This is a genomic window from Streptomyces sp. NPDC019224, from assembly GCF_040632605.1.
Taxonomy (GTDB): Bacteria; Actinomycetota; Actinomycetes; order Streptomycetales; family Streptomycetaceae; genus Streptomyces.
The window spans coordinates 89,228-106,842 of the sequence record NZ_JBEYCF010000006.1; the positions used below are offsets into that span (position 1 = coordinate 89,228).

Below are 17,615 nucleotides of genomic sequence, written 5' to 3' on the forward strand. Positions count from 1 at the left end.
GGCCGGGTGTCGCGGCGTTCAGCGGGCTGGGCGGAAGTCGAGGGTGAGCAGGGAGGTGGACTCGGCGTGGCGACGCGCCGTGGGCTGGGGGGCGGCCGCGCGCGGCCGCGGGTCGGGCGCGGGCGGTTCCGGGGCCCCGGCGGCGGGGGTGCGCTCCAGCCAGTGGCGACGGCGGTGGAACCGCGGGGGCGGCAGCGGGGCGCGGGCGGGTGGTGTGGTGCGCAGCCGGGCGTCGAGTTCGCTGAGTACGGCGTGTGCGTTGGTGCCGCCGAGGCCGAAGGCGCTCACTCCGGCGACGCGTGGGCGGCCGTCCGTCTCCCAGGCGCGCACCTCGGTGCACGGGAAGAACGGCGAGGAGGCGAAGTCGAAGCGCGGATTGGGGCGTTCGCAGAACAGGGTCGGCGGAATCGTGCGGTGCTCGATCGCCAGGACGGCCTTGATGAGCCCGGAGATGCCGGCCGCGCTGAGCAGATGCCCGATGTTTGATTTGACGCTGCCGATGGCGCAGTAGCCGGTGCGTTCCGTGGACTCACGGAACACCTCGGTCAGGGCGCGCAGTTCCATCGGATCGCCGATCATCGTGCCGGTGCCGTGCGCCTCCACCAGGCCGATCTCCTCGGCGGTGCGTCCGCTCATCCGCAGTGCGCTGCGGATCACGCGGGACTGCGCCTCGGGGTTCGGTGTGGTGAGGCCCATGGTCCGGCCGTCGTTGTTCACGGCCACCGCGTCCACGACCGCGCGGATCCGGTCGCCGTCGGCGAGGGCCCGCGCCAGCGGCTTGAGCAGGACCAGACCGCAGCCCTCACCGGGTACGAAGCCATCGGCCGCGTGGTCGAAGGTGGCGCACCTGCCGGAGGGCGAGAGGGCGCGGGCTGCGCTGAACTCCAGGTACGGCTGCTCGTCGAGGAGGATGTCGACCCCGCCGGCCAGCGCGTACTCCGACTCGCCCGCGAGCAGGCTGCGGCAGGCGGTCTGCACCGCGACGAGCGCCGAGGAACAGGCGCTGTCCAGAACCACGTTGGGGCCGTGGAAGTCGAAGTGGTGGGCGAGCCGGGCGGCCACGAAGTTCTGGTCGCCGCCGAGGCCGGCCGGTCCGGAGCGGATCCCGGCCCGCGCGGAGTAGTGCGACATCCTGGCGCCCACGAAGACGCCCACGTCACGGCCGCGCAGCTCGGCGTCCTGGTAGCCGGCGTCGCGCAGACAGCGCACCGAGGTCTCCAGGACCAGCCGCACCGCCGGGTCCAGGCAGTCGGCCTCCTCGTCCGTGAGTCCGAAGTACGCGGCGTCGAAATCCTCGATGCCGTCGAGGAACCCGCCCCACTTGCTGACCGTACGGCCGGGGCGGTGCTCGGGGTCGTACAGCAGGCGGTGGTCCCAGCGCCCGGCGGGCACTTCGGTGACGGCGCAGTCGCCGGCGGTGAGGGCGCGCCAGAAGGCGTCGGCGGAGGGGGCTCCCGGGAAGGCGCACTCCAGGCCGATGACAGCGATCCGGGTGTCGGGGGCCGGCGCGGGACCGGGGCCGGGTGCCGGCGCGTGCGCCGTGTCCGCGGCGGCCGGGGGCACGGCGTCCACGGCGGGGGCGTCACCCGGGGCGCGCTCCCGCGCCGGCGCGTGTTCCTCGGCCGCCGTGCGGCTCGTGTCCTCGGCCGCTGTGCGGCTCGTGTCCTCGGCCGCCGTGCGGCTCGTGTCCTCGGCGGGCGCGGCGTCCCGCGGTGCGGACCGCGGTCCCCAGCCCGCGAGTTCCGCGTCCAGCCGCTCGATCGTCGGGTGCCGCAGCAGCAGCGAGGGGTCCAGATCGCGGCCGGTCGTCTCCTCGATGCGCCGCACCAGCTCCCCCAGCATCACCGACTCCACGCCGAGCTCGTCGAAGAGCGCGGTCGGATCCAGCTCGGCGAGCGGGATGCCGAGCTCCGCGGAGAACAGCTCCATCAGCCAGGACGAAGGGCCGGAAGGCGATACGGACACGGGCTGTTCCTCCTCCGCCGCGGCGGTCGGCACCTCGGTGGTCCGGCCCTGTACCGGGTCGAGGATCCGGTCGGGATCGAATCCGTCCAGCGGCGATACGGGCACGATCTGGGCCACCTCGTTGCCGGGCCGCTGCGCCAGGACGAGGACCTGCTCCAGTACGTGCAGGGCCTCGGCGTTGTCCAGTGAGCCGAGCCCGGCCGGGGCGCAGGCATCGGCGTGCCGCACGCCCATGCCGGCCTCACGCCAGCTGGGCCAGTTCACCGAGCAGTACGCGGTGTGCCCGGTGCGCGTCCGATGCCCGGCGAAGAGGTCGAGCCAGGTGTTGGCGGCCGCGTAGTCGCTCACGCCCACGCCGAGCCGCGGCACCAGGCCGGCGGCCGAGGAGGCCAGGACGAAGAACGAGAGCGGGTCCTGCTCGCAGGCCTCGGCCAGCGCGCGCGCCCCGTCGGTCTTCGGTCCGAAGGCCGCTCGCAGCTCCTCGGGGCTCTTGTGGACGAAGGACGGCCGGCCTCCCGAGGGCACGCCCGCGCAGTGGATCACGCCACGCAGGTCGCCGAGACCCCTGCGTACGGAGTCCAGGAACCGGTCGAGGGCCGCGCGGTCCGTCAGGGAACCGCCGTACACCAGGACCTGTGCCCCGGCCCGTTCGAGTGCGCGGACCTGGTCGACCAGGCCGGCCGTGGCCCCGGCCCGGTCCGCGCCCGTCCACAGGTGGCGTGCGGGCAGCTCGCGGGTGCCGAGCAGGGCCAGCTTGCGTGCTCCGCGCTCCACCAGGCGCCGGGCTGTCAGGGCTCCGACGGCTCCGGTGCCGCCGCTGATCACGTAGACGCCCTGCGGGTCGAGCCGCAGCGGGCCGGCCTCGGGGGCGGCGAGGGGTTCGAGGCGGGGGCGCAGGCGCCGGCCCTCGCGCAGGGCGAGCTCGGGGTGGCCGTGCGCGTTCGTGTACTCCTCGGCGATCAGGTCCGCGGCGGCGCACGGGCGTTCGGCGGGAAGGTCGAGGTCGAGGACGGTGGCGCGGACCTTGCGGTGTTCCGCGCCCAGCATGCGTACGAAGGCGGCCTGCTCGGCTCCCGCGAGGGTGCTTTCGCCGGTGGCGGGACCGGTGAGGCCGCGGGTGGCGAGCACGATCCGCAGCTCGGCGCCCGGGCGGCGGGCGATCAGCCGCTGCAGGGCCACGATCCGCGCGGTCCACGGAACGGCATCCGGGCCGGGGACGGCCAGGTCGCACAGGTCGACGAGGCCGCGCAGGTCCGCATGCCGGTCGAGGAGCTGGTCGAGCACCTCGGCCGCGCTCCGGTCGTCGTAGAAACCGGGGGTGCGTCCTTCCGGTGCTCCGCCTTCCAGGACGAGCCGGACGTCGGCGGTCCCGAGCCGCTCGGCCAGCGCGTGCGCCGTGGCCTCGGTCTCCGCCCGGTACAGGCAGACGACGACTCCTTCGGCGTGGCCCGCGGCCGGCGCGGGGGCGGTCACCCAGGTCTTGCGGTGGAGCTCGATCCGGGCAGCCGGTGCTTCCTCGGGTACGGAGGCGGGCTCGGCGGCCCCGGCGGACCGGGAGAGCGCGGCGGACTCGACGGGCTCCACGGGCTCGACGGGCTCGGCCACTGCGGCGGGCTCGGCGGTCGTGGCGGGCTCGGCGGTCGTGGTGGGCGGGGCGGGCAGCCAGTAGCGGCCTTCCGCGAACGGGTAGGACGGCAGCGAGACGAGCCGACCCGGGCAGCTGCGGGCGAGCGCGTCCCAGTCGACCCGGCCTCCCGTGACCCAGTGCCTCCCCAGCTCGTCCAGCGAGGCCCGGTCCGCGGAGGGGAGTTCGGGGCCCGCCGCACCGGCCGGGGCACGGCCACGCAGCACTCCGCCTCGCACGCCCTCGGTGAACTCCTTCAGGACAGCGCGCAGTTCGGCGGTGGTGGACGCCACGACGGCGAGCCGCTCGCGCTGCTCCTCGCGGCCCGTCCGCAGCGTGTACGCGACGTCGGCGAGCGCCGTGTCCGGGGTGAGGCGATCGGCGAGCCGGCCGGCCAGCGCGGTCAGCCGCTGCTCGTCGTGGGCCGACAGCACCACGAGACGCGGACCGGGAGCGTCGACGGCGGGCTCGGCCGCGACGTACTCCTCCAGGACCACATGGGCACCCGCGCCTCCCGCCCCGAAGGAGCTGACGCCGGCGCGGCGCGGGCCACCGCCCGGCGGGGCGGGCCAGGGAGCCGACTCGCGCTGCACCCAAAACGGGCTGCGCGCCCAGTCGATGTTCGGGTTGAGCTGCTCCGCGTGCAGCGAGGCCGCGAAGCGGCGGTGCCTCAGCTGCAGCAGCACCTTGGTCAGACCGGCGATCCCGGCCGCGCCCTCCAGATGCCCGATCTGGGACTTCACGCTCCCGAGGGCACAGGAGCCGTACGGCGCGTCGCCGAACGCCCGGACCAGGCCGTCGATCTCGACCGGATCGCCCAGCTCCGTCCCCGTACCGTGTGCTTCGAGGTAGCCGAGGGACTCCGGTGCCACGCCCGCGCGGCGCAGCGCGGTGGCGACCAGGTCGCCCTGGGAGACGGGGGTCGGCACCATGTAGCCGTTGCTCCGGCCGCCGTGGTTGACGGCCGTGCCGCGGATCACCGCGTGGACGCGGTCCCCGTCGGCGATCGCCCGGGCCAGTGGCTTGAGCAGCACCGCGCCCACCCCTTCACCGGGCACGAAGCCCTCGCCGTCCGCGCCGAAGCTGCGGCAGCGGTGATCGCCGGACGCCATGTGCAGACGGGCCTGCTGCCGGTACTTGTGCGGGTGCAGGGAGAGGTTCACACCGCCCGCGAGGGCCACCTCGCACTCCTCGCGGCGCAGGCTCTCCACCGCCAGATGGACGGCGGTCAGGGACGAGGAGCACATGGTGTCCACGGCCATGCTGGGACCGGTCAGACCGAAGACGTACGAGACGCGGTTGGCGATGCCCGCGGGGCAGGCCCCCGCGTCGTCCGCGCCGCCGGTGAGGGCGGCGCGCTCGACGGCCAGGTAGGGGTACTCGTTGTACATGGTGCCGACGAACACGCCCACCCGCGCGTGGTGCCGGCGCTGCAGCCTGTCGCGGGAGTAGCCCGCGTCCTCCAGGGCCTCCCAGGTGACTTCGAGGAACTGGCGCTCCTGGGGATCCATCAGAGCCGCGTCGCGCGGGGTGATGCGGAACAGGAGCGGGTCGAAGCGGTCCACGTCGTCGAGGAAGCCACCCCACATCAGGTCCTCGGGCCAGCCGGGCCAGCGCCGCTCCTCGGGGAACGGCCGCACGCAGTCGCGGCCCCGGTCGAGGTTCTGCCAGAAGGTGTCCAGGTCGGGGGCCTGGGGATAGCGGCCGGCCACGCCGATGACGGCGATGGGGGCGGCGTCCCGGGGGGCGTCGGCGGCGTCCTGCTCGCCGGAGGTGCCGGGCGCGTGGAGGGCATGGGCGGGTGGTTCCGCCTCACCCGTGGCGTGCTGGGGCGCCTCGTCCTCCGGTGTGGGCCGGCCGGCTCCCCGTGCGGTGGGCGTGTCCGACGGGGCGGGCGTCGCCGGTGTGGCGTTCGTCCACGGGGCGTCGGCCCGGTGCTCCAGTTCGGCCGCGATCGAGGCGAGATCGCCGTGGGCGTAGCACAGCGTTCGCGGGACGCGTTCGGTGAAGTCCTGCTCCAGGCGGTTGTTCAGCCGGGCCACCACGTACGAGCTGAGGCCGTACCGCTCCAGCGGCGTGTGCGCGTCCAGATCCTCCCGGGCGATCCCGGAGGCCTCGGCATAGGCGCCGAGGATGTACTCCACGGCGGCCTGTCCGGCTCGGTGGTCCGGGGCGGGCTCGCCGCCCCCCTCGTCCGTCCGGACAGGACTTCCGGAGGCCCTCACCGCCACCGCGGGCCGTGCCACCGGCCGCCCCGCCCGCGGGGGCAGCGGCAGTCCGATCCTGCGGGCCTGCGGACCCCAGGCCGCAGGCCAGTCCACGGTGTGCCCTGCCGTCCACAGCGTGACCGCGGCGTCGAGCGGCTGCGGTGCGCACGCGGCCCCTTCGCGCTCCGCACCCGTGCCCACGGTGAGCGCCGGGTGCGGCTCCCCCGCGAGGAAGGCGTCGAGCGCGTCGGTGAGTTCGGCGAAGTCGCGGCAGAGCACGGCGAGCCGGTACGGCAGGGCTCGGCGCCCGGTCTGCAGGGTGAACGCGACGTGTGCCAGGCGCGGCGGCTCCTGCGCCGCGGCCCACTCGGCCGTACGTCCCCGCAGCGCGCGGGCGGCCTCGGCCAGCTCCCGCTCGCTCGCACCGGAGAGGATCACCGCCTGCCGCAGGGGCTTGGGGTGCGGGCGGCAGCAGGGCGAGGCCGGATCGGCGGCACGCACCACCGCGTGGGCGTAGGAGCCACCGGCACCGACGGCGTTGACCAGCGCCCGGCGCGGGGCCCCGCCCTCGGGGGCGGGCCAGTGCCGCGCGCGGTCCACGATGCCGACCGGCAGCTCCTCCCAGTCGATCAGGGGGGTGCGCTCGGCGGCGAGCAGGGTGGGGGCGAACTCCTCGTGTTCGAGCTGGAGCAGCACCTTGATGAGCTGGGAGAGCCCCGAGGCCGCCTCCAGATGTCCGAGGTTGGGCTTCACCGTGCCGGCCCGCAGCCCGCTCCCCGCGAACACCGCGGCGAGCGCCTCGAGTTCGGCCGCGTCGGACAGGGCGGCGCCGGCGGCGGCGCACTCCGCGTAGCCGACGTCAGCGGGTTCGAGGCCCGCGGTGTGCAGCATCCGCTGCAGCGAGTCGGCGAGCCGGCCGGCATCGGGGGTGCCGAACCGTGCGGTGCGGCCCGGGTGCCCGGCCGCGGTGGCCTCCACCACGCCGCGGACCCGGTCGCGGTGGGCGGCATCGGCTCGCCGCAGCAGGATCGCGGCCGCGCCCTCGCCCGGCGCCCAGCCTGCGGCCTCCTCACCGAGGACCCTCGGATCGCCGTCCGTCGCGAGGAGGCCGGACTCGGCGAGCAGGCTCAGGTGGTACGGGTGGGAGACCACGTTCGCGGCGGCGACGACCGCCGCATCGCATTCCCCGCGGCGCAGGCTCTCGGCGGCGAGGTGCAGGACCGTGAGCGAGGAGGAGCAGGAGGTGTTGACGGCCAGGCTGGGGCCGTCGAAGTCGAAGACGTGGGAGATGCGGTTGGGGATGTCCGCCGCGAGCGCCGCGATACGGGCCCGGCCGCCGCCGGACCACTCATCGCTGCCCGCGATCTGGTGGTCCTGCCACATGACGCCGACGAACACACCGACCCGGCCGGCCTCACGGCGCAGGGACTGCGCGGTGTGCCCGGCATCGTCGAGGCTGTCCGCCACGGCGTGCAGCAGAAGCCGCAGTTGCGGGTCGAGCGTCTCGGCCTCGGCGGGCGAGACGCCGAAGCGCAGCCCGTCGAAGGTGGCCGTGTCGTCGAGATAGCCCCCGGGCGGGGCCTCGCCGAGCTCGGCCGCCCGGTGCGCGGGCACCGCGCCGATGGCGCTCCGGCCCGCCCGCAGGTTGCGCCACAGCTGCTCGGGGGTGTCGGCGCCCGGCAGCCGGCAGCCGATTCCGAGGACGGCGGCGGCTGTGGTGGCCGAAGGGCGGGTGACGGTCCGCGCCACCGGGACGGTCGCGGCGTCGGGGCCCGCCGCGGCGCCCTGGGGGGCGGGGTCGGCATGGCCGGCAGCGGTGTCCTCGGGGGAGGCCCCCGCCCAAAGCGCGCGGGACACGTACGGCAGGGCGGGCGCGTCCGGCCCCTCGGGCTGCGGCTCGACGGAGCCGGCGAGGAAGGAGTGCAGGAAGACATGCCCCTCGTCGAGGCCGAACTGGTCGCGGACGGTCTCGAAGGCGAGGGTGCCGATGGGGCAGAGGCCGATCCCGGCCGTGGCCTGGCCCGACATCAGGAGCTGGCCCATGTAGCCCGCTTCCAGGTGCATGAAGTGCTCGGCGGCCTCCTGGTACAGCGGGGTGATCCCGTGGCGCTGGCCGACGAGGTAGATGCCGAGCCCGGCCCGGTCGAAGACCGGCCTGTTGTAGTAGAAGTGGATCGACCGGTCGATCTGCGGCGCGGCGTTGACCAGGTGCAGGGCGTGCTCGCGCGGGTGGTGGTAGTAGACGCCCTCGGCCAGGCCGTCGACCGCGCCGGGCTTGACGTGGACGTAGACCTGGACCGCGTACGTCTCCCCCGCCGAGGGGTAGAGGAAGGTCTCACGGCCTCCCGTCCGCGCCTCTGCGAGGAGTTCGAGGAGCCGGGCCAGCGAGGCGCGGTCCAGCGGCCGGTCGAGGAACTCGCGCCTGCTGGAACGCCGTGTGTAGTACTCGGGCGCGATGCCGGTGCGCGGCAGGGGCAGGATCCGCTCCCCGGGGCCGCTTCGGCGCAGGTTCCAGGCGGCGCGCTTGAAGGCATCGCGCTCCTCGGGGGAGAAGAAGTCCACGGGGCCGGGGGTGTGCGCGCCCCGCCCGGCCGCGTCGGCCCCGGTCGCCTCGGCCCCGGTCGCCTCGGCCCCGTCCGCGGACGGCTCCAGGCCGTGTGCCGCGGCCGCGGGAGTGCCGTCCGCCGCGGCGCCCGCCCGGACATCGGTCTCCGCGTCCACCCGTCCATCGGTCTCCGCGTCCACCCGTACGCCGGCATCCGCCGCCGCCCGTACGTCCGTGGCCGGTTGCGTACCCGAGTCCTGCCCGCTGCTGCCGCCCGCCGCGGGCGCCGGATCCGTCCCACCCGACAGGAACCGTGCGATTCCGGCCGGAGTGGGCGCCGAGACCAGCGCGCCGACGGGAACCCGCCGGCCGAACCGCCGCTTGAGCGCGGCGGACAGCCGCACCATGGTGAAGGAGGTCGCTCCGGCGTCCCACAGGTCCGCCCGGGCGTCGAGCCGTTCCACGCCCAGGACCTGGGCGACGATGCCCGCGACGTCCTCGGCGTCCACCGCGGCGCTCGCTTCCTCGTCCGCCGCCGTCGTCACCACCGGGGCCGTGCGGCCCTCCGGAGCTTCCGGCAGGACGGGCGACGCGGGCCGCGGCTCCGGCGGCACCATGGCGTCCGCCGGGGCGGGCCACGGGAGGCCGGCGCGGTCGAGCTTGCCGTTCGGCGTGGCCGGGAACGACGGCAGATACACGATGGCGTTCGGAACCATGTACGGCGCGAGTGTCTCGGCGGCATGGCGGCGCAGGCCGGCGGCGGTGGGCGGGTGCTCGCGGTCCGCCACCACGTACGCGACGAGTCTGCGGTCGCCCCCGTCCGGCTGGGCGAGCACCACCACGTCCCGTACGCCCGCGTGGCCGCGCAGCCGGTGCTCGATCTCGCCGAGTTCGACGCGGAAGCCACGCACCTTGACCTGATGGTCCGTGCGCCCGAGGATCCGCAGCGTCCCGTCCGGCTGCCAGGCCGCACGGTCGCCCGTGCGGTACATCCGCTCGCCCGGCTCCGCGGCGAAGGGATCGGGCAGGAAGCGCTCCTCGGTCAGCCGGGGACTGCCCACGAAGCCTTCGGCCAGGCAGAGGCCCGCCGTGTACAGCTCGCCCTCGGTCCCGACGGGACAGGGCCGGAGCGAATCGTCGAGAACGTAGTGCCGCGTGTTGTCGATGGGTCTGCCGTACGGGATGCTGCGCCAGGTCGGATCCACCGCGCCGACCGGGTGCCAGACCGACCAGACCGTGGTCTCGGTGGGACCCCCGAGGCTGATGACCTCCGCGGCCGGGAAGGCCGCACGCACCCGGTCGGGCAGCGGGAGCGGGATGAAGTCCCCACTGAGGAACACCCTGCGCAGTCGCTCCGCGCCCGGGTGGCCGGAGCACTTCTCGAAGTGCTCGGCGACCTGGGCGAGCGTGGTGGGCGCCGAGTTCCAGAAGGTGACCGGCTCGCCGAGCAGGACATCGAGCAGCAGCTCGGGATCGCGCTGCTCCTCCTCGTCGGCGACATAGAGCCCGCCGCCGCGGCCGAGCACACCGAAGAGATCGAAGACGGAGAGGTCGAAGCCGAGCGAGGTGACGGCCAGACCGACGTCGTCCGGACCGAAGTCGAAGGTGCGGTGCGCCCAGGCGAGCAGATTGCGCACGGCCCGATGCGGCACCGCCACCCCCTTGGGGGTGCCGGTGCTGCCGGAGGTGAACAGGACGTACGCGATGTCCGACCCGTCCACGGCAGGCGCGGGAACCGCCGCGTCCGCGTCCGTGCCCTCGTCGAGTCCGTCGACGTCCAGGAAGGTCACGCCGCTCGGCGCCTCCCACCCCTCGGAGTCCGAGGTGCTCAGGACCAGTGAGGCGCCCCCGAGCCGGAGGATCTCGGCGGCGCGTCCGGCGGGCAGCCAGGGCTCCACGGGCACATAGGCGGCGCCGGCCTTGAGCACGCCGTACACCGCGGCGACCATGGCGGGGCCGCGGCGGATCCGCACGCCCACGGCGCTCCCGGCCCCCGCGTGTCCGCGGGCGCGCACCTGGTGCGCGATCCGGTTCGCGTACCGGTCGAGCTCGGCGAAGGTCATCGCACCGCCGTCCCGCCAGCGCAGCGCCACGGCCTGCGGGTTGGACCGCGCCTGCTCCTCGAGCAGCAGGTGCAGCGAGCCGGCCTCCGCGAGCGGAACCTCGGTGTCGTTCCACGTACGCAGCACCAACTCGCTTTCAGCTGAGCCCAGTCGATCTGCGGGGGAGGCGCCGAGCTCGTCGGTGACGGCGGTGACGGCCCGCTCGAAGCGGGCGAAGAGGCGGTCGAGGAGCTCCTCGGAGAGGTCGGCCGTGACGACGTCCCAGCAGTACCGCAGCTCGTCCCCCTCGATCACCGAGATGCAGTCGAGCGAACACCCCGGAGTGCTGGTCAGCCACGGGCCCCGGCGTACGCCTTCGGGCAACGGGTACGCCGTCATGTCGACGGCGCCCGTGTAGACGACCGGATACGGCAGTTCACTCCGGTCCGCCTCGGCGGGTCCACGCCGGCGCAGCTCGGCGAGCGCCCCGCCCGGGGCCGCGGCCAGGTCGCGGCGGGCGAGATCCCGGTAGTGGGCGGCCCGCCGCAGAAGCGGCAGGCCGGAGTCGGCGGCCGCCATCCAGGTGAGCAGCGAGTGCTCGCCCGGCCGTGCGGGCTCCGGCTCCTTCGGCCAGAGCACGACGGCCAGGGCGTACGGGTCCCGGCAGACCTCGGCCAGGGCCTCGTCGAGGCAGGCGAGCAGCAGATGGTCGGCGTGCAGGCCCTCGCGGGCGGCCAGCGCGGAGAGGCGGCGCCAGCCGCCGAGGGTCCCGGAGCGGCGCACCACGCGCCGCGCGCCGCCAGGGCCCGGCGGCAGCGCGGGACCCGCCGGCAGGTCGGCGAGGCGCTCCTTCCAGTACGCGCCGGCCCCCTCCGTACCGCTCGGGGTGTGGACGGCCACGGGCCGGGCCGTCGCGGCGGGATCGGCGTACAGGCGCAGAAGTTCGCGGAAGAGGCGGTGGATGCTGGGCGCGTCGGCGAGGACGAGATCGAAGGCGCAGTGGACGGTGGACACCCGGTCCGTATCGCGCGTCACCCGCAGATCGAAGTGGGGCGGGCGGCCGATGGCGAAGGGGCGGCCGGTCATCTCCTCCCGGATCGCCTCCCGTACCGCCTCCGCGTCGCTGTTGCCGCGCAGGTCGATGACGGGGAGGTGCCGGCGCGCGGGCGGCTCGTCGCGTATCTCCAGGAGGCCATCGGCTCCGATGCCGGTGCGCAGCACCTCGTAGCCCTCGGCGAGGCGCGTCATGGCCCGCGCGAGCCGGTCGGTGTCGAGGTCGTCGACATGGAAGCTCTGGTAGCACTGACAGCCCTGCGCCGTCTCCGTATCGGCCTGGCCGGCGAAGCGGGCCACGATGTAGGCCTGCTGCACCTCGCCCGGGGCCCGTCGCTCGGCCGGTTCGGTCGCGCAGACGGCGAGCCGGTTGGCGAAGTCCGCGAAGGCGGTCTCCGCCGCGCCGGGCGCGAACCGGTCCTCGACGACGTCCCAGCGGAAGCGCAGACCGCCGTCCTGCTCCCACATCTGGTGGTCGAGGGCGACCCCGGAGGTCCGGCTCACCCCGTAGGTGATGTCCGCGCCGAAGCCGCCGGCGACCCCCTCGCCCGGGCCGACGCCGAGCAGGCTGGTGAAGACCACCTCGGGGGCGGGCGGCTGGACGCCCGTGCGGGCCCGCAGCTCACGCAGCACCTCGATGCCGGAGACCCCGCCGTGACGCAGCGCCTCCCACAGCTGTTCGTGCAGGTCCTGTGCCGTCTCGTCGAGCGGCTGGCCCGGGGTGGGATCGGCCACCAGCAGGGCCGTGGACGTGAACGGGCCGACGAGGTGGTCGGCTTCGGCGCCGAGCCGGGGGCGGTCGCTGGTCGTGACGGCGAGCGAGAAGGGGAGGTGCGCGCCGTGGTGGGCCAGCGTCTCCGTGAACACGGCGAGGACGAGCGAGGTCGGCGAGACCTCCGACCGCGCGGCCAGGGCCGTGAGTTCCGCCCACTGCGCGGCGTCGAGCCCGGCGTCCAGGGGGCGGCGGCGCGGGGCGCGCGGGCTCGGGCCCTGCGCGCGGACGAGGGAGGGCCCCGGCGGAAGCTGGGCCAGTGCGGCAGCCCAGTGGTCGAGGTCCGCGCGGTGGCCGGAGCCGGTGCGCCGGGCGGCGAGCTCGAGGACGCAGTCGCGGACCGTGGTGGCCGCCTCCGGCAGGGTCCGGTCCGGGTCCTCGTACAGCTGACGCCACTGCTGCAGGAGCAGGGCGTAGCCGTGGGCGTCGGTCAGGAGGGTGTCGAGGCCGAGGTGCACGATGCCGGCGCCGTCCGGACCGCGGGTGACCTCCACGGCGCCCATCGGCCAGGTGCCGGGCAGGTGGTTGCGGTGGGACATCCGGGCGCGGACCGCCGCGACATGCTCCTCGTACGTCCCCGTGTCGGCCTCGGTGAGGTCGTGGACGGGCACGTCCCAGCGGGAGGGGCCCCGGCGTACCCGCTGGGTGCCTTCCTCGTCGATGACGGTACGGAGCATGGCGTGGTGGTCCACCAGCCGTTGCCAGGCGGCGGTGAGCCGGGGGGCGTCGAGGCCGGGAACGGTCAGCTCGCGGTACAGGTGGCAGCCGCCGGGGTCGGCGGAGGTCTCCTCGTCCTTGGCCACGAGGTAGGCCTGCTGCAGGGGGGTCAGCGGGAAGGGCTCGTGGCGTCGCGGGTCCACGACGGCGGTGTCCCGCTCGGCGTCCGCGGTGGCGGCCGGGTCCGCGGTCCGGGCCGGCCCGGTGGCCGTCTGCGTGCCCTCGCCCGTGGTCCCCGGCGAGTCCGCGGTCCCGTTCGCGCCGATGGGGCCCGTCTCCGCCGCCTCCGGCCGCTCCGCCGCCACCCGCGCCGCGAGCGCGTCGAGCGTGGCACCGCCCAGCCACTGCGGAGGCAGATCGACGCCGAAGCCGCGCTTCAGCTCGACCCAGAGCCGGGTCGTCTGCAGGGAGCCGAAGCCGAGGTCCCGCAATGGGGAGTCCGGTCCGTCCACGGGCAGCTCCGGAACGATGTCCGTCAGCAGACCCCTCAGCACCGACCTGAGCTCTCCGCTGTTCCGCCCGGCCGTCTCCGTGGGCCGCTCCAAGGTCTCGCTCATCGCCTTTCACCTGTTCTGTGTAGGGAAGTGAGGGAACGGCCGCACGGGGGCGGCGGATCCTGCCGGGGTGTGCGCTCAGCCCGCTGCCGGGAGCGGGCTCCCCGTCCGGGCCAGGAAGTCGACGGCGAGCGCGCCGACCGCGCCGTCCATCGTGAACAGCGAGAGGTGGTCGCCGTGCGGCTCCACCCTGAGCTCGGCCGCGGGCAGCCGCGCCGCGACCCAGCGGGAGCCCGCCGGATCGGCGGTGCTGTCGTCCTCGCTGGTGACCACGAGCGCGGGCTGCGACACGCCGGCGAGCATGCCGCGTACGTCGATATCGGTGATCGGGCCGTTGACCCTGCAGTAGCGGTAGAACAGTTCGGGTGTCGCGTAGGGGTAGAGCACCAGGTGCGCCATCCCGGCCGACAGGCTGGAGAGCATCGTCTGCACGAAGACGGACTGCACCCCGGCGGCCGTGGCCCGGTCGCTCGCCGCCATCGCCATCAGCGCCTGCATGTTGCGGTGGTGATCGGCCTTGGGACAGTCCTCGCCCAGTTCGTAGGCGCCGTGCCAGAGGCTGAGCGAGCTGACCCGCTCCGGCCGGGCGGCAGCCGCGGCGAGGGCGATGACGCTGCCCCCGCAGAACCCCATGACATGGGCGTTGTCGATGCCGCAGTGGTCCATCACCGCGAAGAGGTCCGCGGCCTGCGCGTCCGTGTCGTGGCCCAGGGCGTCGAACTCCTCCACGGCGCCGAAGAGTCCGCGGCTCTCCCAGGTGACCACGTGGTGATCACGGGAAAGGAGCTCGATCCAGGGCTCGCACAGTTCGGCGGGCATCCCGCAGGCGGAGGCCAGCACCACCGCGGGCCGGCCGGGCTCGCCCGCCTCGTACACCGGCAGTGCGGCCCCGTCGAAGGAGAGGGCGTCGGTGGGGCGGCGGTGGCGGCCGAAGCTCTCGGCCGCCACCTTCGCCGCGGCCTTGCGGGCCTCGGTCACCACGGCGGCCCTGTCCCCGGCCGCGATCGGACCGAGGACCGCGAGCCGGCCCTCGAGGTCGAGGTGCTCGGCCATCACCCGCTCGAAGACGCCCTCCACGTCGGTGCCCGGGACGAAGTCCATTCCGGGCACGTCCAGTTCGGCCGCGACCGCGGCGAGCAGGGCCGCCGCGGATTCGGCGGCCTCACCGGCCCGCAGGCCGGTGGGGAGCCGGCTCGCGGCTCCCCGTGCCTGCGCCAGGGGACGGAGGGAGAGCATCGCGCGGGCGATATCCGTCACCGCCCTTCCCGCCTCGTCACTCAGCATGTCCGCAGTCCTCACTCTCTTCGCCGGGCAGGGAGCAGAGCCGGTCAGGGGGTACGGACCGGTCAGGAAGTACCGACCGGTCAGGGGGTACGGAAGGGGTGTCCCGTGGTGGTCTCGGTGACCAGGCGGTTGTGCGGCTGGGCGGTGCCGGACACCAGCACGGAGCCGTACCGCTCGAGCGAGACGGAGCCGCCGTACTCGTCGATCACGTCGGTGCCGGGATAGACCTGGACGGCGGTCGGGACATAGCGTCCGGCGAAGCCGAGCCGCATCTCCTGGGTGCGTCCGGCGTGCGGCAGCGAGGCGTGCATCAGCGTGGACCAGAACATGATCGCCTCGCCGGGGCGCATCACCATGGAGACCGCGTCCGACTCCTGCGGCTTCCAGTCCGGGTCGATCTGCAGCTCGCGGTAGTCGTATCCGAAGAAGCCGCGGCGGACGCCTTCCTTGTCCTCCTGGTTGATGCTCTCCGGGCGGTACTCCATGCGCTTGGTCTCGTCGTAGCGCATCCGCTCATGGGTGCCCGGGATGAACTGCAGACAGCCGGTCTCCTCGTTGGCCTCGGTGAAGGCCGTCCAGACCGTGATGGTGCCGCCGAACTCCTTGACCTCGTCGGGCCAGACGATCTGCGGCTTGCCGGAGGCGTTGGCGAAGGTGTCCGCCTGGTGCCAGTCGGTGCCCTCGTCGCCGGGGTACTTGGGGAAGAACTCGCTGCGCCAGCAGAGCACATCGGGTCCCAGGACGCTGTTGACGCGCTGGGTGATCTCGGGCCGGCCGATGTGGTCGGCGAGGAAGGCGTTGTCCAGATGGCGGTCGTAGTTGGAGATGTTGGTGTTGCCGGAGGCGGCCGCCCCGTCCTGGTAGACGGCGTGGGAGCGGTCCATGAGGCGCAGGCGCTCGCGGCGCCACGCCGCCTTCATCTCCTCGATCTCGTACACCTTGAAGGGGCCGTGGAAGCCGTTCTCGTGGAAGGCCTCCAGCTCCTGCGGTGTGAGGGAGAAGCCGTGCGCGGTGCTGACGTCGTCCTGGATGGTCATGGTCCTCCTCCTACTTCCTGCCGGCGATCTGCGCGTCGACGCAGCCGGCCAGTTCGTTCACGGTGGCTTCGTCGAGCTCGGCCCCGGTCAGGCTCAGCCCGTAGCGCTGGTTGACCAGCGCGATGAAGCGGGTGAAGGCCAGCGAGGTGACGCCGGCCGAGAACAGTTCGTCATCGCCGCCGAGGCCGATGTCCCCGCCGAGCACATCGGTGACCAGGCGCATGATCTCGGTGCCGGTGGCGGTGAGTTCGCCGCCGCGGCCGCCGGCCGGGAAGGCCTCGTCGAACGGGAGCAGATCGAGCGCGCGGCGGTCGGCCTTGCCCTGCGGGGTCAGCGGCACCTCGGACACCACGCGGTACGCGGAGGGGCGCATGTACTCGGGCAGCGTGCGGGCGGCCAGCTCGGACAGTTCGAGGGCCAGCGTCCTCGCGGTCACCGCCTCGGCGCCGGGCGGCGGGACCAGATAGGCGAGGATGCGGACATCGCCCTCGCCGTGGTCCTCGGGGGTGACGATGGCCGTGGCCACGGCCGCGTGGGTGGTCAGGAGCCGCTCGATCTCGCCGGGTTCGATCCGGTAGCCGCGGATCTTCACCTGGTCGTCGGTACGCCCGAGATAGCTGTAGCCACCGTCGGCGGTGCGCTTGGCGAGGTCACCGGAGCGGTACCACCGCTGGGCGCCGTCCAGGGTCCGGAAGCGCTCCTGGGTCAGCTCGGGGCGGCGCAGATAGCCGCGGGCGACGCCGGTGCCGCCGATCCACATCTCGCCCGGTGTGCCGTCCTCGACCGGGACGCCGTCCTCGTCGAGGAGCTCGATCCGGACGCCGGGCAGCGGGACGCCGATGGGTGAGGCGTCCGGTTCGTCCAGGTCGGCGGTGCGGATCCGGCGGTGGGTGACGTGCACGGTCGTCTCGGTGATGCCGTACATGTTGACCAGCTGCGGCCGGTCGTCCCCGTACGCGGCGAGCCAGGTTCCGAGCTGCTTCACATCGAGCCGCTCGCCGCCGAACATGACCAGGCGCAGCGGGAGTGCGGCGCCGGCGTGCTGTGTCTCGACGGCGGCGAGGCCGCGAAAGGCCGAAGGGGTCTGGTTGAGGACGGTGACGCCCTCGGCGGCCAGGAGTTCCCGCAGCCGCAGCGGCGAGCGGGCGGTCTCGGTGGGGACGACGACGAGACGGCCGCCGTGCAGCAGGGCGCCCCAGATCTCCCAGACGGAGAAGTCGAAGCTGACGGAGTGGAAGAGCGTCCAGACGTCGTTCTCGTCGAAGCCGAAGAGTTCGCGGCCCTGTTCCATCAGGGCGACGACGTTGCCGTGCTCGACGAGGGTGCCCTTGGGGCGGCCCGTGGAGCCGGAGGTGTGGATGACGTAGGCGATGCTGTCCGCCCCGGTGCGGGGCAGGGCCGTGTCCGGCTCGCTGTCCCCGTCGGTGCCGTCGATGAGCAGCACGGGGGCATCGGCCGAGGCGACCGCCGGGGCCGTGCGGCCGAGGGCGAGCACCAGGTCGACCTGGGTGTCGGCGAGCAGGTGGTCGAGCCGCTCGGCCGGGTAGGCGGGGTCGAGGGGCACGTAGCCCGCCCCCGCCTTGAGGATGGCGAGCAGGCCGACGATCAGCTCGACGCCGCGGTCGGCGCACAGTCCGACCAGACCGCCCGGGCCCTTCCGGGCGGCGGTGATCCGGCGGGCGAGCCGGTCGGCGCGGGCGTCGAGTGTGGCGTAGTCCAGGTGCTCGGTGCCGCAGCTGACGGCGGTACGGCCGGGGAACTGCGCAGCCCGTTCCTCGAATATCTCGTGCAGGGTCCTGCCGGAGTGCATGAGGC

4 protein-coding genes are annotated in these 17,615 nt (G+C 74.4%); all 4 read right to left on the reverse strand.

Translation table 11 applies throughout. The features are described from left to right. Positions 1-18: 18 nt before the first annotated feature. Complete coding sequence (locus tag ABZ564_RS05950; protein ID WP_360850110.1) at positions 19-13,482, reverse strand: amino acid adenylation domain-containing protein; 13,464 nt, start codon at positions 13,480-13,482, stop codon at positions 19-21. A gap of 75 nt (positions 13,483-13,557) precedes the next feature. After that, on the reverse strand, positions 13,558-14,763 hold the full coding sequence (locus ABZ564_RS05955; RefSeq protein ID WP_360850113.1) for an alpha/beta hydrolase: 1,206 nt from the start codon (positions 14,761-14,763) through the stop codon (positions 13,558-13,560). Positions 14,764-14,843: 80 nt separating this feature from the next. Then, entirely contained in the window at positions 14,844-15,800 is a 957-nt protein-coding gene (locus ABZ564_RS05960; protein WP_360850116.1) for a chlorinating enzyme, read from the reverse strand. Positions 15,801-15,810: 10 nt separating this feature from the next. After that, positions 15,811-17,610, reverse strand: a complete 1,800-nt coding sequence (locus ABZ564_RS05965; RefSeq protein WP_360850119.1) for an amino acid adenylation domain-containing protein — start codon at positions 17,608-17,610, stop codon at positions 15,811-15,813. Between the last annotated feature and the right edge of the window lie 5 nt (positions 17,611-17,615).

Coding starts and splice junctions, on each gene's coding strand:
- ABZ564_RS05950 (WP_360850110.1), bottom strand. CDS start 13,482: ATGAGCGAGACCTTGGAGCGGCCCACGGAGACGGCCGGGCGGAACAGC.
- ABZ564_RS05955 (WP_360850113.1), bottom strand. CDS start 14,763: ATGCTGAGTGACGAGGCGGGAAGGGCGGTGACGGATATCGCCCGCGCG.
- ABZ564_RS05960 (WP_360850116.1), bottom strand. CDS start 15,800: ATGACCATCCAGGACGACGTCAGCACCGCGCACGGCTTCTCCCTCACA.
- ABZ564_RS05965 (WP_360850119.1), bottom strand. CDS start 17,610: ATGCACTCCGGCAGGACCCTGCACGAGATATTCGAGGAACGGGCTGCG.